At 53.5% G+C, this 23,295-nt stretch carries 20 protein-coding genes; 7 read left to right on the top strand and 13 right to left on the bottom strand.

Annotation, left to right across the window (positions count from 1 at the left end):
• The 3 genes from J3P34_RS01050 (at position 1) to J3P34_RS01040 (ending at position 2,844) form a co-directional block, all read left to right on the top strand.
• A complete protein-coding gene (locus J3P34_RS01050; RefSeq protein WP_210465859.1) occupies positions 1 to 507 on the top strand; it encodes a DinB family protein in 507 nt (168 codons plus the stop codon).
• A gap of 106 nt (positions 508 to 613) precedes the next feature.
• Complete coding sequence (locus J3P34_RS01045) at positions 614 to 1,546, top strand: alpha/beta hydrolase (RefSeq protein ID WP_210486050.1); 933 nt, start codon at positions 614 to 616, stop codon at positions 1,544 to 1,546.
• A gap of 212 nt (positions 1,547 to 1,758) precedes the next feature.
• A complete protein-coding gene (locus J3P34_RS01040) occupies positions 1,759 to 2,844 on the top strand; it encodes a fatty acid desaturase family protein (protein ID WP_210486049.1) in 1,086 nt (361 codons plus the stop codon).
• A 409-nt stretch (positions 2,845 to 3,253) separates the two neighbouring features.
• Here J3P34_RS01040 and J3P34_RS01035 read toward each other — a convergent pair whose 3' ends face one another.
• The 6 genes from J3P34_RS01035 to J3P34_RS01010 form a co-directional block, all read right to left on the bottom strand.
• A complete protein-coding gene (locus tag J3P34_RS01035; protein WP_210486048.1) occupies positions 3,254 to 5,434 on the bottom strand; it encodes a S9 family peptidase in 2,181 nt (726 codons plus the stop codon).
• Between the two features lie 922 nt (positions 5,435 to 6,356).
• Positions 6,357 to 6,599, bottom strand: coding sequence for a hypothetical protein (locus tag J3P34_RS01030; protein WP_210486047.1), 243 nt, complete (start codon positions 6,597 to 6,599; stop codon positions 6,357 to 6,359).
• A gap of 82 nt (positions 6,600 to 6,681) precedes the next feature.
• Positions 6,682 to 7,386: a CatA-like O-acetyltransferase gene (locus J3P34_RS01025; protein ID WP_210486046.1), complete on the bottom strand. Its 705-nt coding sequence runs from the start codon at positions 7,384 to 7,386 to the stop codon at positions 6,682 to 6,684.
• Positions 7,367 to 8,041: a Crp/Fnr family transcriptional regulator gene (locus J3P34_RS01020; RefSeq protein ID WP_210486045.1), complete on the bottom strand. Its 675-nt coding sequence runs from the start codon at positions 8,039 to 8,041 to the stop codon at positions 7,367 to 7,369. The genes J3P34_RS01025 and J3P34_RS01020 overlap by 20 nt, the downstream gene beginning before the upstream one ends.
• Before the next feature lie 228 nt (positions 8,042 to 8,269).
• The gene (locus J3P34_RS01015; RefSeq protein WP_210486044.1) at positions 8,270 to 9,046 is read right to left on the bottom strand and encodes a hypothetical protein; all 777 of its coding nucleotides are present in this window, start codon (positions 9,044 to 9,046) and stop codon (positions 8,270 to 8,272) included.
• A gap of 366 nt (positions 9,047 to 9,412) precedes the next feature.
• On the bottom strand, positions 9,413 to 9,820 hold the full coding sequence (locus J3P34_RS01010; RefSeq protein WP_210465851.1) for a hypothetical protein: 408 nt from the start codon (positions 9,818 to 9,820) through the stop codon (positions 9,413 to 9,415).
• Between the two features lie 97 nt (positions 9,821 to 9,917).
• On the opposite strand from J3P34_RS01010, the gene arsC reads away from it, so the two are divergent.
• Positions 9,918 to 10,259 carry an arsenate reductase (glutaredoxin) gene (gene arsC, locus J3P34_RS01005; protein ID WP_210486043.1) on the top strand — a complete coding sequence of 114 codons (342 nt, stop codon included), beginning with the start codon at positions 9,918 to 9,920 and terminating at the stop codon, positions 10,257 to 10,259.
• Here the strand turns inward: arsC and J3P34_RS01000 are convergent.
• On the bottom strand, positions 10,249 to 11,544 hold the full coding sequence (locus J3P34_RS01000; RefSeq protein ID WP_210486042.1) for a TCR/Tet family MFS transporter: 1,296 nt from the start codon (positions 11,542 to 11,544) through the stop codon (positions 10,249 to 10,251). The two genes, arsC and J3P34_RS01000, sit on opposite strands and share 11 nt — an antisense overlap.
• A 240-nt stretch (positions 11,545 to 11,784) precedes the next feature.
• Between J3P34_RS01000 and J3P34_RS00995 the strand changes: the two genes are divergently transcribed.
• Positions 11,785 to 12,102 (top strand): hypothetical protein, encoded by a 318-nt coding sequence (locus J3P34_RS00995; RefSeq protein WP_210486041.1) that lies wholly within the window; start codon positions 11,785 to 11,787, stop codon positions 12,100 to 12,102.
• A 112-nt stretch (positions 12,103 to 12,214) separates the two neighbouring features.
• Here the strand turns inward: J3P34_RS00995 and J3P34_RS00990 are convergent, their stop codons facing one another.
• The 4 genes from J3P34_RS00990 to J3P34_RS00975 all read right to left on the bottom strand — a co-directional run bounded on the left by J3P34_RS00990 (position 12,215) and on the right by J3P34_RS00975 (position 16,381).
• The gene (locus J3P34_RS00990; protein ID WP_210486040.1) at positions 12,215 to 12,631 is read right to left on the bottom strand and encodes a hypothetical protein; all 417 of its coding nucleotides are present in this window, start codon (positions 12,629 to 12,631) and stop codon (positions 12,215 to 12,217) included.
• A 253-nt stretch (positions 12,632 to 12,884) separates the two neighbouring features.
• Positions 12,885 to 13,076: a CsbD family protein gene (locus J3P34_RS00985; RefSeq protein WP_210465846.1), complete on the bottom strand. Its 192-nt coding sequence runs from the start codon at positions 13,074 to 13,076 to the stop codon at positions 12,885 to 12,887.
• Between the two features lie 175 nt (positions 13,077 to 13,251).
• Positions 13,252 to 14,307 carry a J domain-containing protein gene (locus J3P34_RS00980; RefSeq protein ID WP_210486039.1) on the bottom strand — a complete coding sequence of 352 codons (1,056 nt, stop codon included), beginning with the start codon at positions 14,305 to 14,307 and terminating at the stop codon, positions 13,252 to 13,254.
• A gap of 610 nt (positions 14,308 to 14,917) precedes the next feature.
• Complete coding sequence (locus J3P34_RS00975; RefSeq protein ID WP_210486038.1) at positions 14,918 to 16,381, bottom strand: aminoacyl-histidine dipeptidase; 1,464 nt, start codon at positions 16,379 to 16,381, stop codon at positions 14,918 to 14,920.
• A gap of 283 nt (positions 16,382 to 16,664) precedes the next feature.
• Here J3P34_RS00975 and J3P34_RS00970 point away from each other — a divergent pair, with 283 nt between their 5' ends.
• Complete coding sequence (locus tag J3P34_RS00970) at positions 16,665 to 17,615, top strand: NADP-dependent oxidoreductase (protein WP_210486037.1); 951 nt, start codon at positions 16,665 to 16,667, stop codon at positions 17,613 to 17,615.
• Between the two features lie 392 nt (positions 17,616 to 18,007).
• Here J3P34_RS00970 and J3P34_RS00965 read toward each other — a convergent pair whose 3' ends face one another.
• Together J3P34_RS00965 and J3P34_RS00960 are read right to left on the bottom strand one after the other, a co-directional pair.
• Positions 18,008 to 18,991: an aldo/keto reductase gene (locus tag J3P34_RS00965; RefSeq protein ID WP_210486036.1), complete on the bottom strand. Its 984-nt coding sequence runs from the start codon at positions 18,989 to 18,991 to the stop codon at positions 18,008 to 18,010.
• Between the two features lie 77 nt (positions 18,992 to 19,068).
• Positions 19,069 to 20,439 (bottom strand): APC family permease, encoded by a 1,371-nt coding sequence (locus J3P34_RS00960; protein ID WP_210486035.1) that lies wholly within the window; start codon positions 20,437 to 20,439, stop codon positions 19,069 to 19,071.
• A gap of 473 nt (positions 20,440 to 20,912) precedes the next feature.
• Here J3P34_RS00960 and J3P34_RS00955 point away from each other — a divergent pair, with 473 nt between their 5' ends.
• Positions 20,913 to 23,207 (top strand): GH92 family glycosyl hydrolase, encoded by a 2,295-nt coding sequence (locus tag J3P34_RS00955; RefSeq protein ID WP_210486034.1) that lies wholly within the window; start codon positions 20,913 to 20,915, stop codon positions 23,205 to 23,207.
• The last annotated feature ends 88 nt before the right edge of the window (positions 23,208 to 23,295 follow it).

Here is a 23,295-nt window from a genome sequence, read left to right as displayed (position 1 = left end):
ATGGAATTGAACCAGAAGCTACTGCGGCAGTTTGAACACGAGGCCGCCAATACCAGAAAGATGTTAGAACGCGTGCCGGAGGAGCATTTTGACTGGCGGCCGCACCCCAAAAGCATGACCTTGCAGCGACTAGCCAGCCACATTGCCGAGTTGCCGGGGCTGTTCATTGCCTCTGTGCTGAAGTCTGATGAGCTGAATCTCACCCCGGAGACCTACAAGCGTTTCGCCGGTACTACCCACCAGGAGTTAATGGCCCATTTTGAGGAAAACTACCAGAAAGCGGCCAAAGCCCTGAACGATACCAATGTGGTGGAGATAGGCAAAACCTGGACCCTGCGCAGCGGTGATCGGGTTATTGTGTCCATGCCTAAGCAGGTGGTCATCAGGAATCTGGCCATGAACCATCTCATCCATCACCGGGGGCAATTAAGTGTGTACCTGCGCCTGCTGGATGTGCCGGTGCCCGGTATGTACGGCCCCACCGCCGATGAGCAATTCGCCGGATAATTTCTTTTCAACTCCGATTACCCAAAATTTAAACCCTCCTGTTTCGGGACTGATTTACCAAATTCAGGCTCAAAACAGGAGGCACTTTCCTGTAAACCTCAAGAAGATGAAAAAGCTACTGGCCCTGCTGCTGCTGGCAGGCGTGACCTACCGTGTCGCCGGCCAAACCAAACCCACCGTGATTCCGCTGTACGAGGGCAAGATCCCCAATGAAGTGCCCGGGCCAGACCAGGAGAAACGCGAGGTGAACCAGGATAAAGTGGAGATAGTCTCCCTAGTGCGCACGCCCACCCTTAGCGTTTACCTGCCGGCCAAAGGAAAGGCGAACGGCACCGCGGTGGTCATCTGCCCCGGCGGAGGATACTGGATACTGGCCTCGGGGCACGAAGGGGCAGACGTAGCCCGTAAGTTCGCGGAGCAGGGGGTGACCGCCTTCGTGCTGAAGTACCGCCTACCGGACCCAGCCATTACTTCGCAGCCCGAGATCACGCCGCTCCAGGATGCCCAGCGGGCGCTGTACCTGGTGCGTAAGCGGGCGAAGGAATGGAACGTGAATCCCCAGCGCGTGGGCATCCTGGGCTTCTCGGCGGGCGGGCATCTGGCCTCTACCGTTGGCACCCACTTCAACCAATCCCAGATCCAGAACCCTGAGGACCTCTCCCTGCGGCCCGATTTCATGATCCTGATTTACCCGGTCATCAGCAGCGATCCTACCGTTTGGCACCAGGGCTCTTTTGAGCGGCTTTTGGGAAAAGGAGCCTCAAAAGACAAGCTGCAGGCCTACTCCAACGAACAGCAGGTGACTGCCCAAACGCCGCCCACCTTCCTGGTGCACGCCTCAGATGATGAGTTAGTGCCGGTGCAAAATAGTTTAGTCTTCTACCAGGCCCTGCGCCAACACAAGATTCCCGGCGAGCTGCATGTCTACCAGGGTGGGGGCCATGGTTTTGGGATGATCAACCCTACCACCAAAGACCTGTGGTTTGAAAGATGCGTGAATTGGCTGGGCAGCAACAAGTTAATGGCTAAGTTGCCGTAGTTGGATTATAGATAGACAGAGCTTTATTTACCCACCCTTGCATCTTATTTCTCCGGTCCAGGCAGTATAGATTTGAAAATAAACCTACTGTTTTGGATGAATGTGAATTAATACGTACAAATAAAGCGTTACCTTTCAAAGATGTTATGGATTTGATTGACGATTTTCCGTTGAGATAGCTCTGTAGCCTATTTTCAACTAAATCGTCCTTCATGGCTACTCCTAAATTCATTGCCCCTTCCAATTCGTTTTACTCTGAGTTAAAACGCCGCACCAACGCCTATTTTGAGGAGAAAGGCAGTCACCCTACCGGCAATTACAAATTGTACATAAAAGCCGCGGTGCTGCTCTCCAGCCTGGTGTTTCTGTACGTGCACCTGGTGTTTTTCACGCCACCGGTCTGGTTAGCCTTGCTGGAATGTATTCTCATTGGCGGGGTAACCGCTGCTATTGGGTTCAACGTGATGCACGATGGCGGGCACGGCAGTTTCAGCCGGAAGAAGTGGGTGAATGAACTGGCCGGCCTTTCCCTGAACGTGCTGGGTGCCAACATCCACATGTGGACCACCAAGCACAACATCATTCACCACACCTACACCAACATTGACGGCGTAGACGATGACCTGGATGCCAAACCCTTCCTGCGCCTCTGTGAAAACCAGGAGCACCTCAAACTGCACAAGTACCAGCATTATTACTTCTGGGGTGCCTACGCCATGCTCTACATCTACTGGATCTTCTTCACGGATTACGTGAAGTATTTCACCCAAAAGGTAGGCGATATTCCCATCAAGAAAATGAGCGGCAAAGACCATTTCACTTTCTGGGGATTCAAAGCAATGCACTTTGCCTTGTTTGTGATAGTGCCTATTTACACCGTTGGGTTTCTGCCCTGGTTGGTTGGTTTCCTGGTGTACGGTATGTTCACGGGGCTGGTGTTGAGCATTGTGTTCCAGTTGGCCCATACCGTTGAGCACGCGCATTTCCCAATTCCTACCGAGTCTACGAACCGCATTGAGGACGAGTGGGCGTTGCACCAACTAAAGACCACCGCCAACTTCGCCACCAAAAACAAGATTGTGTCCTGGTTAACGGGCGGCCTGAACTTCCAGATTGAGCACCACCTGTTCCCCCGGATTTCACACGTGCATTACCCGGCCATCAGTAAGATCATCAAGGAAGCCTGCGCCGAGTTTGGCGTGACTTACCATGAATACCCTAAAACCAGAACGGCCATCATGTCACACATCTCGCATCTGAAGCAACTGGCGCTTCAGCCCGTTATGGTGCAACGGTAAAACAAATCTTAGGCTTGGGGGTTTTCTCTTTAGCTTACTGTTTAAAATAAGAATCCCGCCCTGGTCTCCAGGGCGGGATTCTTATTTTAGGGATGTTTTGGTAAAAACGGGTAGTAAACGTATTAAGCTTATTTACGCATTTCGTCCCCTTTGCAGGCCAGGGAGATGATTACTCTTCCTAATCGTGGCGTTCCCATGTAGGGGCAAGCCCTTGTGGTTGCCCATGGGTGAGGAGCACCATCAAAGCTTCTACCCTGTAGCAAACCAACCTAATTCTTGATGCGGCCTTATCATCCCCCTACCCCCTTCAAAGGGGGACGGAATGCGTGGTTATAATTGCCTCGGTTGTTGGTGTTATCACCAATAACCGAGGCAATTATAACCACCAGTAGAGATTGGCCCTACTTTTTTACTTGGCCTGCTGGTTGGCCTGCAGGTACCGTTCGAAGAACTCGTAGGTGCGGAGCATCTGGTCTATGCGTTGGCGGTTGTTGCCGGCACGGGTGATCTCGTGGGTGGCGCCGGGGTGACGGACGTACTCTACGGGGCGGTTCAGAACTTTGAGGCTTTTATAGAGCATCTCGCTTTGGATAACGCCGGTGCGCAGGTCATTCTCGCCGTGGAAGATGATGAGCGGCGTGGTGATGTTCTGCACGTAGGTCAGCGGGGATTCGCTCTGGATAATGGCTTTATGGGCCTCTTCCCACGGATAACCGCCGAAGTAATTAGGCACCAGGCGCCAGGCGTTTCCTTCCCCGAAGAACGTGCTCAGGTCGTACACGCCGCGTTGCGAGCAGGCCGCCTTGAACCGTTTGTCATGACCCAGAATCCAGGAAACCAGGTAGCCGCCGTATGAACCACCCGTAATGGCCAGGCGAGAAGTATCGGCCCAGCCTTGGGCCACGGTTTTATCAAGGGCGGTAAGCACATCGCTGGCTGGACCAGCACCCCAGTCTTTGATGTTGGCGCGCATGAACTCTTCGCCGTATCCGCCGGAGCCACGTGGGTTAGCGTACACCACTCCGTAACCTCTGGAAGCGAAGTACTGGTACTCATGCCACATGCTGTTCTCTCCGGGTCCCCACATGGCGGTTGGGCCACCGTGAATCTCCAGCAACAGTGGGTATTTCTGGCCTTCCACAAAGTTGGTGGGTTTCATAACCCAATACTCTACTGTCTGGCCTTTGTCATTGGTGAAGGTGAATTTCTCGGGTTTGCTCAGTTTCTTATGGCTCACCCAATCCTGGTTTACAGAGGTAAGGCGTTGCGGTTTCTTGCCATCAGCGGGTGCTGCGTACAGTTCATTTGGGTTAGCGATCTCGGTGAGCACGTAAGCCATTTGGCCCTTCTTCACATCAAAGGAGCCCACGCCCTTGGTGATATCGGTGAGCGATTCAACTTTGCGTTTCTTCACATCGGCGCGGTTCAGGAGCACGCCGCCATTGGAGGGGGAGGTGAAGTAGACGTATTTCTCCTGGTCGTCCCAGGTAAGATTGCTCTTATTACGGTCATAGGCGATGGTCACCAGGTCAGTGAGTCCTCCGCCCACCGGCAGCAGTCCCAGGGCCGGGATGTTGACCTGGTTGGATGAACTGTACTGGAAAGCAATCCATTTGCCCGAGGGCGATACGGTAGCACCGGAATAGGACATGCCTTTTTTGCCCAAAAGCAGTTTCAGGCCGGTTCCGTCTGTGTTCACTTGGTAAATGGAGTTTTCCTGCGAACGGGTGGGGTTCTCAGTTTCATCGGCATCGGCGTCAAAGATGACCTGTTTACTGTTGGGCAGGAAGTTGGCGTTGCTGCTGGACACGAAGCCCGGCGTAAGGTCTTTGGGCGTGGCACCGGGTTTGGCGTCTATGATAAAGATGTGCGATAGGTTGAGCGCCGAGGACGTGGTAGACTCTTCCTGGAAGCGCAGTTGGTTGATGACCTTGGCCTTTTGGTCTTTCTCGTTCTGGTCCAGATACCCCCTGATCTCCGCCAGGGTGCCGTCTGGATTAGGCTTGGCGGTATTGGTGCGCAGGTTCTCGTTCTGGAAGAAGCCCGGTTTTTCATAAGACCACTTGGGCAACTCGCGCGAAGGATTGAGGGTAGAGTCGGTGAGGAGCTCATTGAGGGCAATGCCCGAGGTGAAAAGTAATTGCTGTCCATTTGGGCTCCAGCGAGGCTGACTGGCGCCATACTTGAACTTGGTCAGTTGCAGAGGCTCGCCGCCGGCGAAGGAAAGCAGGAAGATCTGCGGCTTGCTATCTACCACGCGCACAAAGGCGAGCTGCTTGCCATCGGGGCTCCAGGTTGGTTGGGTGGCGTTGCTGTTGCCGTAGGTTAGCTGGCGGGTTGGCTGGCTCCCATTGGTGGGCTGCAGGTGTAGCTGGGTGTTGTAGCGGAAGTCGTTTTTCTTCTCGGGGTCTGGTTCAATTGAGGTCACGGTAAAGGCCACCTGCTTGCCATCAGGTGAGAGCGCCACCGACCCTACCTGTTTGATTTTGAGCAGATCGGTTACCTGGACAAAGTCTTTGTTTTGCTGGGCCTGCACCCAGGCAATGCTCGCCCACCAGAAAAGCAGGAAAGCCGTAAGTTGTTTGTTCATAAGCGTGGTGAAAGGAATGGGAATAGCATTGAAACAGTTAAGTCACTGCCTTAAAGCTAAAAATTTATTCCTTCATGCCCGCAGGGATTTTACGGTAAGCTTATTCAATGGTGTTTTTTGGTGTAATGGGGAGCCGTTTTAAGGCTGATTTCTTGGTTTTGAGGTGAATATTTGAAAGTTCACAACTTAAATGTTTGGGCTCTTGAAATTCCAATTATCACATATTTCGTCCCCCTTTGAAGGGGGTATGGGGATGACAACTCTTGCTGATCCGTTTTTCCCTCTCCTCAGGTTCAAGTTTTCAACTTGGACCTACCATGGCCTGCAGTTTGCAACTGCAGTGGGGCGTGAGCCTCAAACTCGGATTTCGCTCTGCTTGGCTGTTAATTCAACGCTTTCCCTTTCCTACATCTGAGATTCTCCCCTTGAGGGGAAATAAGGAGAGGGGGGACACCTGCCGGTCATGGCCTTCCTCTTGGCTTCTTTCTTTACTTTCTATCTACCTTCTTACCAAGCCTCTTAGCTGCAGCCGCGTTCTGCGGGCGTTTGTCACTTTTCTCCTTGATGAGAAAAGTAACCAAAAGAATCAAGAAGCCTCAAACTCGCTGACGCTCGGACAGTGAGGCTTCAGTAAAGGTACCACCTGGCCAATGCTATCTGTTCCATTGCCAACGCAGGCCATTACTGCTTGAGCAGTTCATCCGTGCGGCAGACCGGTGCTCGGCCTCACTGTAGGCCTTCGCCCCGGCCTGCCGCAGAAACAGGTGGTTGTGGTGTCTGCTCGGATTACCTGATTATGTAGAGACCAGGCACTGCCTTTTCTCCGATGGTTCTGACGCAACAACTGGAAACTACCTGAAATAACCTAGCTAATTGAGAGGGCACCCACAAGAGGTGCCCCTACAATCAGATACTATAAGGTTTACCGCTCCTGGGCTATCTTCTGCAGGATCTCTTCGTCTGAGGTGGCTTCCAGCCAGTTGCTGGGGAGTTCCAGGCGAACGGTTTGGGCCTGGCCGCTGGGGGTGCAGACTACGGTGACGGTGCCTTCTTCAAATTCAGAGAGTTCAGTTGCTTTTTCAGCGGCATCGCCTTGTAAACCGGCGTAGGCTTGCACGCAGGTCCAGGTGAGGTTGTCTTGATCGGTTACTTCCCGTTGTGTCATGTCAATGAGATTTATGAATAGGTTTGGGATGTAACGGATGCGGTTACTAAAGGATCATGCTTTTCTGGTTTTCGGGACAATTTTATAAAAAACCCGCTGAAACGGGTTCCTTTTGGTTTGATGCCTCCACGGTATATTCTTCCGTCAAACGGTTGATTGCCCTTTCCATCTGCTGCAGGAACAGGTGCACGTGGTAGCCATCGGCGAGGGCGTGGTGCAGGGAAACACTCAGGGGGAGCGTTACCTTGCCAGGTTGCACCTCTAACTGCCCGAAAGCGATTTTTGGAACTCCGGTTTCTTGGGAATTTACCGAGTAGGCGTGTTCTATGCCCGTAGATTTAAACCAAGGCAGGGTGGTGAGGTGCAGCAGATCGGGACCCTGGTGGCCTATGAAGAGTTGCTTTCCGGCCTGGGCGGCCGAGATGAGGGCTCGTGAGTGGGTACAGAACTCCGACAGGTTGGGCTGGTGGGGCAAACTCATGAAGGAGATGGAGTGGTCTTGCCGAAGGACAGTGGTAGACAGGTCCAGGCCATCGTAGAGCACCACGTCATCCCCCTCCAGGCGCAGCCGGAAACTCACGGTGGCGCGGGCGGCTTCCAGGGTGGCGTACAGGTAGCCTAGAAAAACGGAGAGGTTCTGTTCCTTGCACAGTTGGTACAGCGGGGTGATGTCTACCTGGGTGTGTACGTTAAAAAACGGTTGGGTAAAGGTTTTGAAGAAGCGGAACTGCTCTTCTCGGGCCCAGCCCTCTACCGGGAAGGGTTGTTTATTGTATTTCGAAGTCATAGGTTTCAATTCTCTTTTCTATTTTCTGGCGGTCTATGGAGGCTACCAGGGTGCCTTTTACTTTAATGAGGTTTTCTTCTTCCAGCTGGCGTAGCAAGCGGTTCAGGTTTCTTTGGGAGGTGCCCAGCAGCTCGGTGAGCAGTGGTTTGGAGATCTGTAGTTCATTGAGCCGGGAAAGCTCGCGTAGCACAATGAGCAGGGTGAAGTACAGCCGGTTGGTGTTCTGGATGGAGCTCTGCAGCGAGGTGTTCAGCATTTTGGAGGCCATGGAGCGGTGCATGAGCAGGTTGAATTCCTCTTCCCGGGCCAGCATCTTCAGGAACACCTCACTGTTGATATGGTAAAACCGGCACGCAGTAAGTGCCTGCACCGTGCAGAAATGGGGCATGTGCATGAGCGCCTCCACATCGCCCTCCACCTCACCGGGGCCAAAAACGCCCAGGGTGAATACCTGGCCGGCGGCTGTGGTTCTGGTCACTTTCACCAATCCCGAGGCTAAGATGTACACCCCTTTGGGCGCGGTGCCCTGTTTCAAAAGAATGTCCTGCGCCGCAAGTTGAACTTCCCTGATCTGGTATTGCGCCAGCAACGTTCCGTTCCCTTGCAGGAACGAGGTGATCTTGGTGCGGTATTCGGTATAGAAATGCTCTTCCATGTCACAAACCTACGGCCTTCTGGCAACGCAGGAAAGGACATTTGTCTCCAATAGATATACCGTGCAAAATGAATCCTGAGATTTACCTGAGTAACCCAGTGTTCGGGCCAACTCTGAAAACGCAAAATGCCGAAATCAACGGATTCCGGCATTTTGCAGGTGAGGTCTGTTTTACCTTCGTTTTTATGAAATCAGGGTCAAAACAGCTGATGCTTCATCTTGACGCTATTACTCGGCAGAAGGCTGAGCGGCGCAGGTGCCGTCCCCGAAGTTGAGGGTGCTTTTCTGGCCGGTAGTCATCTGGATCAACACCTTGCCTTGCACCGGTCTCATATTAGCCGGCGCGGCGCAGGATCTCTTAAGTAAAACGGGGGCCAGGAGGGAAGCCTGGAAAGCACCGTCTTGTTTGAGGCAGCTGTACTCGGCATCATAGAGTTCCACCACATCGTCTGAGTAGTCATAGACGCTTCCGGCGCCTTCTTTCAGGTGCGTCACGCGGTTGAAGGAGTAGTTGAAGGACTTGCCGGAGGCGGGAATTACCTGGGCGTTGCTGCTCACCAACCGGAGGGCAGCAGCTTTGCCGGATACCTGTATCACCTGGAAGGCGAAGGCTCCTTCCAACGTTGTGCCGTTCACCTTATAGTCGTCCAGGAAAATGACGCCCTCCAAATTGGTTTTGTTGCTGGTGAACATTGAAATCTTGCCGGTTCGGGTTTTCCCGTCCACACAAGTTGAACCGGAGAACGTGAAGGTAGTTTCCAGCCCATCGGGGTCAGTTTCGTTCTGCACCTGGGAACATGACAGAAAATTGCTGCCGTTCGCATGAGTGCCCCGGGCCAGCAGTTCCACTTCTGAGGCAATCTGTTCTATCTGTAGCATAGACTGGCCCCATTCGTCAATGGCCTTGCCGGGTTGGGGCTGGGGTTGCTCGGGGTTATCCTCTGAGCACGAAAAGGTAAACAGGGCCAGGGCCAGGAAAGCAAGGGATTTTGCAAGCGTTTTCATAAGAGTAGATAGTTTTAAGTCTTTGGTGAATGACACCCCATCTGGTGGGTATCTGAATTTTCTACTCTAGACAGGCGCTTGCAGGCCTGCCCCTATGAGGAAATTGGTTTTCCGGCTGTAAGGAGATTTCTCTGGAGTAAAGCCGGAAAAAGCCGCGCCCAAACAGAACAGCCTTGCAGGCAACTGTTTGGGCGCAGTTAGACTTCTTAATAGATTGGAGATGATCTGTTTACCGGAAGACCGGAGACCCTTTGATAGTTGATTTGACAAGGGAATAAAGAGAGTCCTCGTTAAAGGCCTGTTTTAGGGAAATCAGCTTTAAAAGGGAATAAGGACTTTAGGCATCTTCCGGAGGCACAGTTGAAGTCAGGCTTTGAGCCAGGCCACGGCGGTACGTTCATCGGTGAATTCCTGGTACTGCACTGAGTAGGTTAATTCATGGATCAGTTCCTCGCTGAGCAGGTGGGTGCGCCTTTCTTTCTCGCGGTCCATGGAAGCCAAGCGCGCTACTTTCTTTACTCGGGTTTGCCTTAGATCAAGGCTGAACTGGTGGGCCACCTGCTTTTGCTCTTTCTCCGTGACTTCCACTTTGTTTTGCCGGCCGTCTATCAGAAGTTTCTTAATGTCATAGTGCTTGAGGGTGTCTATGACCTTCTTGAGGGAGTGGTTTATCTCCGATAAGGCAAAGCCGTTCAGGTCGGGCCAAGCCATGGAGAGGATATCCGTGGTTACGTCATAATGTAACTCAACCAAACTATCTTTGAGGACCAACATACGCTTACGATTTGGAACGCCCGGAACTACTTACTAAATATAAATTATTTTCGGGGCAAAGTCCAGTTCAGGTGCCTAAATCCATTGTCTTAGAAACATGATCACTATCTACCACAACAATCGCTGCAGCAAAAGCCGCCAGGCCCTGGAGTTGCTACAGAACACCGGCCAGGAAATAAAAGTGGTTCCTTACCTCTCAGAAACGCCCACGGTAGAGGAACTCCGGGCAATCCTGGCCAAGCTCCAGGCCGGGCCCGAGGACATTATCCGGAAAGGGGAGAAGCTCTACAAAGAGGTTTATGCCGGCCAGCACCTCACCCAGGAAGAGTGGCTACAGGTGTTGACAGAGAACCCGGTGCTCATAGAACGCCCCATTGTGGTGAACGGAGAAAAAGCCGTGGTAGGCCGCCCGCCCGAGAACGTGCTGACTATTCTGTAAGCCCCGGGGCAATGGCCGGGGCTTCATCGGTGGCCGGAACCAGCGTTTGCGGCCCAGCGCCCGGTGCCACCTGCAGGTCATGGCGCGACAAGGACCGTACGGCCAGAATCACGCTGACCACGGTAAGCACAGCACCGGTCAGGAAAGGTGCGCCGGGGAAGTACACCGGGGCTTGCCGGCTGGTGAAGTAGGCGAAAAGATTCGTCATGAGGGGCGGGCCCACAATGGAGGTGGCACTTACCAGGCTGGTAAGGCCGCCCTGCAGCTCGCCCTGCTCATTGGGCGGCACCTGCGTGGAGATGATCCCCTGGATAGCCGGACCCGCAATCCCGCCCAGGCAATACGGCACCAGAAAGGCAAACATCATCCATTCCTTGGTGGCGAAGGCCAGCAGCAGGAAGCCCAGGGCATACAAGGCCAGCCCGTAGTACACCGATTTCTTAGGACCCAGCGCCGGATTGATGTACCTGATGAGCCCACCCTGCACAATGGCCACCATAAGGCCTACAAAGCCCAGGGAGTAACCCACCCAGGCCTCGTTCCACTTGAATTTCTCCATGGTGTAGTAAGACCAGGTGCTCTGGGTGGCGTGCGCCGCGATGTACACAAAAATGAGGGAACCCACCAAACCGGCGATAATAGGGTAGCGCTTAAGCTGCAGGAGAGAGCCCACCGGGTTGGCGCGCTTCAGTTCAAACGGCCGGCGGTGCTCCTGCGCCAGCGATTCTGGCAAGATAAAGAAACCATACAGCCAGTTCAGCAGCGTAATGGCCGCCGCGGCGTAGAGCGGCACCCGCGCGCCAAACTGCCCCAACACCCCACCAATCACAGGCCCAATGATAAAGCCCAGCCCAAAGGCCGCGCCCACCATACCGAAGTTCTGGGCCCTTTTCTCAGGCGTACTGATGTCAGCGATGTAGGCGGTGGCGGTGGTCATGCTGGCCCCGGTAATGCCCGCAATAATCCGGCCCACGAAAAGCCAGCCAATGTTGGGGGCCAAGGCCAGAAGAATATAGTCTATCCCAAACCCGAACAGTGAGAACAGCAGCACCGGTCTCCGGCCGAACCGGTCAGAAAGGTTACCCAACACCGGCGAGAAAAGGAACTGCGTGATGGAGTAGGCAAACATGAGCCATCCGCCGTAGAGCGAGGCTTCACTCAGGCTCCCGTGGATCAATTCACTGATCAGCTTGGGCAGCACCGGAATGATAATCCCGAACCCAATGACATCAATAAGTAATGTCACAAAGATGAACCCTAAAGCTGCTTTGCGTTGACCTTTCATTCTGAGGCTGTTTTTTTTAGAAATGGCGCTAAAGATATGATTTTACACCTTCACAGGGAAATGATCCTTCAGGTAATGCATGCAAACCAGCCTTCTACAGATAATTATTAAATATGATTTAACGACGAAATAAATACATTTATCTTCTTTTAAGGGGTGTTTGGCTAAAATGGTAAGTGTCAATGAATTAAACTGCCATCTTTGGTGCTGTATATAAAATGTTATAAAAAATAATAGAATATGAAAAAGACTTACGCTACCCTGCTCTTAACATTCACTCTCCTGGGAAGCACTGTTGCCGGAACCATGCCCTCAACAGCAAGCAACACTGCTCGTGATATCGCTAATGCTTTGAATTTGAATGAGTACCACTACCTGAAAATCAGGAACCTGGAGCTTTCCCGTATACAGGAAGTGTCTGCCCCCGATGCTGATGTGGCGGCCATTAACAAAAAGTACGCGGCGGCCCTTTTGGAAGTCTTAGGCACCAATAAGCAGAAGGCTTTTGAGGCCTTCGGGAAAGATCACCCTTCGGTGCAGATTGCCCAGGTGCAGTAGAAGTTTTTCGCCTCTTTTTCCAGACCTGCTCCAAAAGAGCAGGTCTTTTTTTGCCTTGCAGGGACTATCCTGAGGATTAGAGGAATTCCTGGTTGGGTTGAAAGTTTGTCTTTTAGTTGGGCTGCAGAAGCCACTGCAGGGCGTAAGGCTCAGAATGGAAAGTCTCCAGCACAAAGGAAGCCGCTAATTCCTGCTTTAACTCAGCTGTCATGTTTGCCGACCTTATCTCGTGCGAAGTGGTTTGCGTGCCCACCCGCGCAATTCTTTGCAGCCTTGATTTATTCAGATCGGTGAAGAACTGGGCTACCAAGTCGCGGTAAATGGTATCATCCATGTCATGGAGAAGAGTATTGCTGCTGTTGAGCAGAAGCTTCTTCACATCATAGCTCAGGATGTAAGAGGCAATGGTATCAAGGGAGCGCTTGAGTTCAGTAACGCCAATATGATGTGCGTCTGGCAGTGTGACATGCAACACATCGGTGGCAGGGTTGTAGTCTAATTGAATCAGACCATTCTGATATAAGATCATGGGAGCAATTTGGGGCAGCAAAGTTACTGGAATCTACCGCAAAATGATAAGCTTCTCACCCTTAAAATCACGATGAAATTGGAACGGACCAAAGGTAGGGAGTGAGGTGAATTTTTGCCTATTCCTGGTCCAAGCGTTTGAGGCCTTGTTTTGCAAAAAGGGCCATAAAAGAGAAATCACCTATGCCTGTAAACGCAAAATCCCCGCTCTACCGGACAGGCCGAGCAAGGGACTTTTTACATTGCTGCAATGTTTAGAGAGAGTCAATCCATGATTTAAGCTCATGTTTGGCTTTCCCTATCTTCTGCTGGAGCTTGCCCAGCCACTCATCTTCCTGACCTTCGTCATAAGTGAGATCGTCATCGGAAAGATCGCCATAGGCTTGTTTCATTTTACCTTTGACCTCATTCCAGTTACCTCGGGTTCTATATTCAGCTTCGTGCATGGTCCTCAGTATTTAAATGGTTACATATAGGTATGTAAGTATATACGCGAATTACCAGGTCAGGGTTGATGTAGCTACCTTAATATAGGTTGATGATGGCTCCTTTTGAGGTGCTTTTCTGAAAATAGCCTTGAAACAGAAGAATTTGGGTTTGGATTGTTTCAGGAGAATTTTGCTACAATCCTTTTAGAAACTCCCGTAATGAGGCCGGAGACTTGAAATCTGTAAGGGCGTAGTCCAAGTGCTGGATTTCTTCCCGAAGTCCCTTTTTGGCGCTCCTGAACTTGGCCTCCATCTGCTTGGGCGTACCGCCGAACTCTTTGTAGAGCTGCGCGTCTGCCCCCATGTAGTAGTTGCTGTGCTCGTCTTCCATCTCCTGGATCTGCTCCTGCAGCAGGTGCACGTAATAGGTGAGTTGGTCTTCGGGAACCTGGGCCAGCAATTGTTCCTGCTCGTGCATAAACTCCATCTGCAGCCGCAGCAGCTCAAAGAAATCATCTTGGTGGTAGGCGATGGTTACCTTTTTCATGGCCTCTTCTTTCCAGACGCGGGCGGCGGCATCGCGTTCCCGGTCTGGGTGAAGCAGTTTGGCCAAGGTAGTATACAGGCGGCGGCTGGCTTTGCTGATGCTCTCCAATTGCGCCTTCAGCTTGGCTTCCTTGGCCTGCTGCGCCTTTGATTTCTGCCGATGGCTGCGCTGGGCCTCGCGTCTTTCCTGCTCTTCCTGCATCTGCTGGTCCAGACGAGCCTGGAACGCCTCCAGGTTGGAAAGATCCTCCAGGTTCACGTCCAGCCCCAGCACATTCTTGAGCAGGTTCTGGGTTTCTGCTTTGGTGACGTTGGCGTCTTTCTCTGGGGTAGTTATGGGTGTGGTGTAACGCTGCAGCAACTCGGCCAACTCCTGTGCGTCATAGTGGTGTACCAGCGTAGAGGCTTGTTCTATAATAAAGGTGGCCAGCTTTTCCTTTTCCAGCTGCGGAAAGTGCTCCTGGTGGTATGCCTCGTCCAGCAACTGCACCAACGCCACCCGCCGCTGCACCATCTCCCGCATCAAGGGCTTAATCTCTTTCTGCACCCGCGCCCGCGCCACTTCTGTAATCCTGGCCCTTTCTGCCAACTGGGCTTTCAGTTGGTCAATGGTCTGGATGCTGGCGTTGAACTGTTGCTGCAGTTGCGAGAGGGAGACTTTTTCCTGCGGGGTGAATTGGGGGAGGTGGTCAGGTGTGGACATGGGGTTTGTAAGCGATGCTATTGTGTAATTGATTTATGTTTCGTTTACGGAAGGTTGATGCAGGGGCTATGGCTTTTATTGTACGCGTAGTCCGTTTGTGCTGGCGTGGCGCTGCTGTTTGCGTGAGTTCATAAGCCGTGGTGTTGCATGGTTTCTCTCTGTGCGCTCACGGCCGCGAGGCCCCGCCTTCCGGCCTCGCGCTGCGCCAGCTTCCTTTGCTCCCTTGCGGTCGCAATGCCTAGCGGCACCGGAACCTGACAAGGCGCTCCACCGAAAGGCTGGAAAAGGGAATGCGCTAACAGGAACGCAACAGACCTCACAGGTTTTCAAAACCTGTGAGGTCTTTCTTTGTAGAGATGCAATACCTTGCGTCATCACCCATCGCTGAAGAGATTCTCCCCTTGAGGATTGCCCAAACGAGAGTTTGAGGCAGGGAGCGCAGCTCTGAAGAGGGGTGTTTACACCTGCCAGTCACGGGCGTTCCAGAGCCACCAACGTAGACACTCGCAGGTCATCCGGACGCTACGAGGTCATTGGAGCGCGCAAAGGCGTCAAAAACTCCCCTCCTGATTTAGGAGGAGTGCCCGGAGGGCGGGGTGGTGCAAAGAACTTACGCCTTCACCGGTATTTGCTTCAAGGTCTCCAGCAGGAAACGCCAGTACTTCTGTACGGAGCTGATCTGGACTTTCTCGTCGGGGGAGTGGGCGCCGGTGATGTTGGGGCCGAAGGAGATCATTTCCATCTGTGGGTAGTGGGTGCCCAGAATACCGCATTCCAGGCCGGCGTGGCAGGCGTTCACGTGCGGTTGCTCCTGGAACAGTTCCTGGTACAGGTGGGTCATGGTTTTCACGATGGTGGCCTCGGGGTTAGGGGTCCAGCCGGGGTAAGAGCCTTTCTGGGTCACGCTGGCGCCAGCCAGTTCAAAGGTGCTCTGGATAGCCTGTGCCAAGTCGGTTTTCTCGGTGTCCACGGAGGAACGGGTGAGGCACTGGATAGAGTACGAACCGTCTTTTACCAGCACGCGGGCCAGGTTATTGGAGGTCTGCACCAAACCCTGGATAGCCGGACTCATGCGGTAAATGCCGTTGGGGCAGGCGTACAGCGCGCGCAGCAACTGGTTCTGGAAATCGTAGGAAATCGCGAAGGAGGGCAGGTCTATAGGCTCGGCCTGAACCAGCAGGTTAGGATCAGTAAGGGTGTATTCTTCCTGAAGGATTTCGGCCTGTTTTAAAATAAACTGCTCAAAAATCTCTGCCTTGGCTTCTGGTACGGCCACCTCGGAGAATGACTCGCGGGGGATGGCGTTACGCAGGCTTCCGCCGTCAATGCTGTACACCCGGGCGTTGAATTTAGCCGCCGCCTGGTACAAAATGCGGTTCATGAGCTTGTTGGCGTTGCCGCGACCCAGGTGGATGTCCATGCCCGAGTGGCCGCCGGTAAGGCCGGTGATGCTGATGCGGTACGCCGCGAAGTCGAACGGAATGTGCTCCTCGTTGTAAGAGCCGGTGGCAGTTACATCCACGCCGCCCGCGCAGCCGATAGTGAGTTCGCTGTCATCCTCGGTGTCCAGGTTGAGCAGGATAGAGCCGGTGAGCAGACCGCCTTTCAGGCCCATGGCGCCGGTCATGCCGGTTTCCTCGTCAATGGTGAACAAGCATTCCAGCGGCGGGTGTGCAATATCCCTGGAAGTAAGCAGCGCCATGAGCGTGGCAACCCCAATGCCGTTATCGGCACCCAGGGTGGTGCCTTTGGCTTTGACCCAATCGCCGTCTACGTACATGTCAATGCCCTGGCTGTTGAAATCAAACTCTGTATCAGCGTTTTTCTGGTGCACCATGTCCAGATGGCTTTGCAACACCACGGTCTGGCGGTCTTCCATGCCAGGCGAAGCCGGTTTCCGGATGATGACGTTGCCTACCTCATCGGTGATGGTGTCAAATCCCTGGCTGTTCCCGAAGTCCTGGATGAACTTGATCACACGCTCTTCTTTTTTTGACGGACGGGGAACGGCGTTCAGCGCCGCGAAATGCTGCCACAGGGCTTTAGGTTCTAAAGATTCTATCTGGGTGCTCATAAATAAATCATTGATGATTATCCCCGAGGGAAGTATGAAAGCTTCGGCGGGTAGAGGTTGGGGTTCTTGTCTGTAGGGTAAAGGTAATAAACTGAACGGACTACAGACAAGGCAGGTTTTGCCTAACTGTGGCTTATTTATAAGCAGTTTTTGGGAAAATGCCCTTAAAACAGATGGTGTAAGTCCTCGGCCATTGGGGCCATATTCTTCTTTTGCGGGAACAAGTTGGCCTTTCAGGAGTAAAACACAGTTTGTATTTGTGTGAAAATTAACCTGAAATGCCATGGCAACACAAATGAAGGCGGCATTCTACGAGGCGTTTGGCGGCCCCGAAAAAATAAAAGTAGAAGAACTGGAAATACCGGAGTTAAAAGAGGGCGAAGTGCTGGTGCGCGTAAAGGCCGCCGCTGTGAACCCCGTTGACAACGCCGTGATGGCCGGCTGGCTGAGCAGTTTTTTACCCGTGCAATTTCCGGCTATCCCGGGTTGGGATGTGGCCGGCGTGGTGGAAGACCGCGCATACAGTGCCCGTCGGTTCAACGTGGGTGATGAGGTGTATGCCTACGCCCGCCGGCCCGTGGTGCAGCAGGGTACCTTCGCGGAGTACATCGTGATACCCGAGAGTTACCTGGCCCGCAAACCCAAAAACCTGAGTTTTGAGGAAGCCGCCGGGATTCCGCTGGTGGGATTAACGGCTTACCAATCCATGTTTAATGCCGGAAACCTGCAGGCTGGCCAGACTGTGCTCATCCTGGGCGCCTCCGGCGGAATCGGGAACCTGGGCATTCAGCTTGCCAAGTGGAAAGGCGCCACTGTCATTGGCGTGGCCAGCCAGAAAAACCACCTGTTCATGCAGGAACTGGGCGCCGACCACACCATAGATTATAAGGACACCCATGTAGGCGAAGCCGTAAAAGAACTCTTCCCAGACGGCGTAGACCTCATCTTTGATGCCGCTAGCGGCGACACCCTGCAACAAAGTCTCATCGCTCTGAAACCCGGCGGCAAGCTGGTCTCCATCCTGAACAGGGGCGAAAACCTGGACAAGAGCATTGATTTCCAGTACCTCTTCGTGGAACCCAACTCCACCCAACTGGAGCACCTGCGGGAACTAGCCGATGCCGGGCACCTGAAAGTACACGTGAGCGAAACCTATTCCTTGGATCAGGCTGGGGAGGCACTGCAGCAGATTGCCAGCCATCATACCACTGGTAAAATAGTAGAGGTGCCGTAATTGAGTGCCAAGAGGTTGTTCCGTTTAGGGTCTGTTTTTGGCAAATTAGGCTCTAAACATCAACCCGTCAAATATACACGATTCTCCCCTTGAGGGGAGCGAAGAGGGGTGTTTACACCTGCTACTAATTTTGCAGGAATATAGGTGTAGGGGCAATCCCTTGTGGTTGCCCTTGCGTTATCTTGAGCTGGGCGGTTCTTGGTGCGCCTTCGTCATCCCCCTACCCCCTTCAAAGGGGGACGGAATGCGTGTGTCTTGGTGAGGTGGTCAGCTACCGTCCAAATTACAAGAGTAAGGGCAACCACAAGGGATTGCCCCTACATTTTACATAAATGCACAATTTTTTATTCCCCTCTTGAGAGGGGTGGGGGTGGGTTCCGCTTATCAAACCATCAATTGTTCACCAATCGGTACTGCTCTGGGTTGTAGCGCTCGCCCACGTGGGGGTACTGCTTCAGGAGGTCTTCCAAGGCTTTGATGTCTGAAATGGTGAGCTGCACGTCTACGGCAGCGGCGTTTTCCTCCAGGTACTTCCGGCGTTTGGTGCCTGGGATAGGGATAATGGTCTCGCTTTGGGCCAGAACCCAGGCCAATGCCAGTTGGGCCGGGGTACAGTTTTTACCCGCCGCGAACTCAGCGAAAGCCTGGGCCAGCTTCTGGTTGTTGTCCCAGTTGTCCTGGTTCTTGAAGCGGGGCAGGGACTTGCGCATGTCACCCTCGGGCAGACTTCCCACATCCACGGTATTGGTCACCAGGCCACGAACCAACGGACTGAAAGGCACAAACGCGATGTCCAGTTCCTGGCACAACGGAATGATCTCCTGCTCAGCGTCGCGGGTGAGGAGCGAGTACTCAGACTGCACGGCCGCGATGGGGTGGACCGCATGCGCCTTCCGGATGGAGGCCGCCGAGGCTTCGGACAGTCCCAGGTAGCGCACTTTCCCTTCCTGCACCAACTCGGCCATGGCACCTACCATTTCCTCCACGGGTACGTTGGGGTCTACCCGGTGGGCGTAGTACAGGTCAATGACGTCTACCTTCAGGCGTTTGAGGCTGCCTTCCACGGCGGTGCGCATGTAGGCCGGCGAGCCGTCAAAGGTGGTGCTGCCGTCTTCGTGGTTCCGGAACCCGAATTTGGTGGCGATGAAAACCTTGTCACGGTTGGGCACCAGTACTTTGGAGATAAGCTTCTCGTTGTGGTGCGGACCGTAGACATCGGCGGTGTCCCAGAAGTTGATGCCCAGTTCCAGCGCCCGGTGCAGGGTGGCAATTGACTCGTCATCGTCGTGGGTGCCGTAGGCCTGGCTCATGCCCATGCAGCCCAACCCGATGGCTGATAGCCTTTCTCCGGTGTTTCCTAATCCTCTATAAACCATAACAGTGCTGTTTTAAGCTTGAAATCAGAAAATCTTGTGTACGCCCATTCGGCCGATTAGGCCAACCGAAATCCCGATTAAGAAGGTCGCTCTGCTCTTTGCTCAGGGCCATCGGTTCTGAAAGGCCACTCACGGTTCAGTTTCGCCTTGATGAAGTAAACCACCGTGCCCAGTGAGATCACCACCAGCCCCGAGATCACCATGGTAGTACCCGTAGACAGCAGAATTGCCGCCCACATTAGCAGGGCAATAATCACCGGCAGCGGGAAGAGCGGCATTTTGTAAGGGAAATCCTTTTTAGGCCGGTTCTTCCTCAGCAGCAACAAGCCCACGCCTTGCCCGATGAACTGGATGAGAATCCGCATGGCCAGGATGGCACTGATGACATCGCTCAACCGGAACAGCATGCTGAACACAAACGCCACGCCGCCCAGGAACAGCAAAGACACGTGCGGAAAATGTTTGGTAGGATGCAGTCGCGCAAAGACCTTGAAGAAAGCGCCATCGGCCGCGGCCGCGTACGGAATACGCGTGTAGCCCAAGGTAGCAGAGAAAACCGAGGCGAAGGCTACCCATAGGATAAGGATGGTAACCACGGTGGCGGCGGTGTTCCCGGCCAGGCGCTGGATGAAAAGGCTTACCACAAACTCACTTTCCTTCGCTTCCTGCCACGGCACCACGCTCACCACACTGATGTTCATGAGCAAGTACAGCGCCGCGATGCCCGCAATGGAATAGAACATGCTGCGCGGGATGTTTTTGACCGGATCTTTGATTTCGGCACCTAAATGGCAAATATTGTAGTAGCCCAGGTAACTGTACACCGTCTTCACGCTCGCAAACCCGATGGCCGCCACAAAGCCGTAGTTCACGGTGAGCCCCTCGTTCATATCGCGTAGGGGCTGCAGGAAATTACCGCTCGTGAGTCCGCCCAAAATAATCCAACCCATGGTCAGCAGCACGCCCACCCACAGAAGCATGCTGATCCTGCCGATGGTCTCAATCTTGCGGTAAAGCAGCACCACAATGAGAATGACCACCGCCCCGCTCACCAGTTTGGAAGTGATATCTGTGAGTGGTACCAGGTACGAGAAATAAGACGCAAACCCGATGGCCGCCGAGGCGATCACCAGGGGTGCCTGGATCATGGTCTGCCACACAAACAGGAAGCTCATGAAACGACCCGCGCCTTTCTCTCCGTAGGCCTCCTTCAGGAAATTATAACTACCACCGGCTCTGGGGAACGCCGCCCCCAGTTCGCTCCAGATCATGGCATCCACAATGGAAAGCACCGCCCCAGCTACCCAGGCATACAGGAAATAAGGACCGTTCATCATGCCTATGACCATGGGCAGCGTAATAAACGGCCCGATGCCCACCATGTCAATCATGTTAATGGCGGTGGCCTGTGCCAGCCCCAGGCGGCGTTCTAAGTGAGGTGCAGACATGTAAACGTAGAATCAGGTAAGAGGAATTCAAGTGCCTAAAGATGCACATTTTACGCACCGCCCGCACAGTTGGTCTGGTTTCTGGCAGGAAAGCATGTTGTGTTTAGAGACTGATTTTTGGGAAATGGTCCTTAAACAAAATCCACCTGCCACCCACCTGCCGCAAGTTTAAACGCAGCGGTAACTTGTGGCTTATCATGACAGCCAGTTTGTAACTAACGATATCAAAAAGAAGATGGTGAAAAGCCAGTTGCAACCTGGCACCAAGGTTCCCACAAGTTACCGCTGCGTTTAAACTTGCGGGAGAGAATGAGGATTTTGCGGGATAAATCAGAGGGGAACCGCTTACCGTTTTCTACCTTATTTTCAGAAAACAAGCGGAAAGCGGCGACGGGCTTTGCACTTCCAAAAACACCCTTATCTTTGAGAACCTAAGTTCTACTAAAACGCTTTAGCAAACCTCCTCCACCAACATGAGAAAACCTTTGCTTCTGGCTTTTTTGCTCTGCCAGTTATCAGCCTTTTCCCAGAAACCAAAGTATGACCTGGTCCGTTGGGTGAACCCCATCATCGGGACGCACAAGATGGGCCACACGTATCCCGGAGCTACGGCACCCTTCGGAATGGTGCAGCTCTCGCCCGATACCGATACCATTCCGTACGAGGTGAACGGCGGCTACAACAAGGACGTGTACAAGTACTGCGCGGGCTACCAGTACGATGACCCTACTATTGTGGGCTTCAGCCACACGCATTTCAGCGGCACCGGCCACTCAGACCTCGGCGATTTCCTGCTCATGCCCACCACCGGCAAACTGCAGTTGAACCCCGGCACCGAGGCCAAGCCGGAAAGCGGCTATCGTTCCAAGTTTTCGCATACTAATGAGCGTGCCGAGCCCGCTTACTACTGCGTGCAACTGGATGACCACAACATCCGGGCGGAGCTCACGGCCACTAACCGCGTGGGCATGCACCAGTACACGTTTCCCAAGTCAGACGAGGCGCACATCATCCTGGACCTGATGCACGGCATCTATAACTACGAAGACAAAAACGCCTGGACCTTCCTGAGGATAGAAAACGATACGCTCATCACCGGTTACCGCCAGACGAACGGCTGGGCCCGCACGCGCACCGTGTATTTCGCCATGTCGTTTTCGAAGCCTTTCTACCAATACGGCAACAAAGACTACAGCAAAGCCCAGGTGTACCGCGGTTTCTGGCGCAAATTTGACCAGACCAAGAACTTCCCCGAGATGGCCGGTAAACAGCTCCGCGCCTACTTCGATTTCAAAACCACGGAAGGGGAGAAAATCAAGGTGAAATTCGCGCTCTCGCCGGTGAGCACCCAGGGTGCCCTGGCTAACATGCGCGCCGAGATTCCGCACTGGGACTTCGACCGGGTGAAGGACGAAAGCCAAGGCCAATGGAACCAGGAACTGGGCAAGGTGCGCGCCACCCTTCCCACTAAAGACGACTACATCAACTTCTACACCGCCCTGTACCACACGTTCCTCGGCCCCACCACCTACATGGACGTGAACGGCCAGTACCGCGGCCTGGACCAGAACAATCACCAGGCGAAGAACTTCACCAATTACACTACCTTCTCGCTCTGGGATACGTACCGCGCCCTGCACCCCTGGTTCAACGTGGTGCAGCCCAAACGCAACGCCGATATGGTGGAGTCTATGCTAGCGCACTATGACCAGAGCGTGCACAACATGCTGCCGGTTTGGTCGCACCACGCCAACGAGAACTGGTGCATGATTGGCTATCACAGCGTGTCGGTCATCTCAGATGCCATCATGAAGGGCACGTACACCGGCGATGCCAACCGCGCGCTGGATGCCTGCGTGGCCACCGCCCGCCAGGGGTATTATGACGGTATCAATTTCTACACGCAACTGGGCTACGTACCCGAGGACAAGAACAGTTCCTCGGTCTCCAAGACGCTGGAATACGCCTATGACGATTGGTGCATTGCGCAGATCGCGCAGAAGCTAGGTCGCCAGGATATTTACCAGGAGTTCAGCAAACGCGCCCAAAACTGGAAAAATGTGTATGACAAATCCATCGGGTATATGCGTCCCAAGCTGAGCAACGGCACCTTCAAAAAAGAATTTGATGTGTTGAGTACCCACAACCAGGGCTTTATTGAAGGCAACGCCTGGAACTACAGTCTCTACGTACCGCAAGCCCCCGCCGAGATGATTCAGACCATGGGCGGGAACGCCAAGTTTGTGTCCCACCTGGACTCGCTCTTCACCATGCACCTGCCAGATGAGTTTTTCAAAGACACCGAAGACATCACCCGCGAAGGCATCATAGGCAACTACGTGCACGGCAACGAGCCTGCCCACCACGTAGCCTACCTCTACAACTGGACAAACCAACCCTGGAAAACGCAAGAACGCGTGCGCATGATCCTGAAAAAGCAGTACCAGGCAGCTCCCGATGGTCTGGGCGGCAACGATGACTGCGGCCAGATGAGCGCCTGGTACCTGTTCAGTTCCCTCGGGTTTTATCCCGTGGCGCCCGGTTCAGAGCAGTACTCCCTGGGCAGCCCAGCGGTGAAGGATGCCACTATCCAACTGGAGAACGGCAAGACTTTCCAGATAGAGGCCAAAAACCAGAGCGAGAAAAACGTGTACGTGCAGAAAGTGGAGCTGAACGGCAAGACCTTAACCCAACCAGTCCTCAACCACTCAGACCTGGTGAAAGGCGGAAAGCTGACGTTTTACATGAGCAGCAAGCCTAAGAAGTAAGCAGCCTCCTTAGGGGAAGAGATTTTTGGCTTACAGACTGGCTGCGTATCCCCGGAGTGATAAATAAAAAGAACCGAAAAATTTTGTT

It is taken from the genome of Rufibacter aurantiacus (assembly GCF_017916345.1).
Classification (GTDB): Bacteria; Bacteroidota; Bacteroidia; order Cytophagales; family Hymenobacteraceae; genus Nibribacter; species Nibribacter roseolus.
This window is presented reverse-complemented; position numbering and strand designations above follow the sequence as displayed.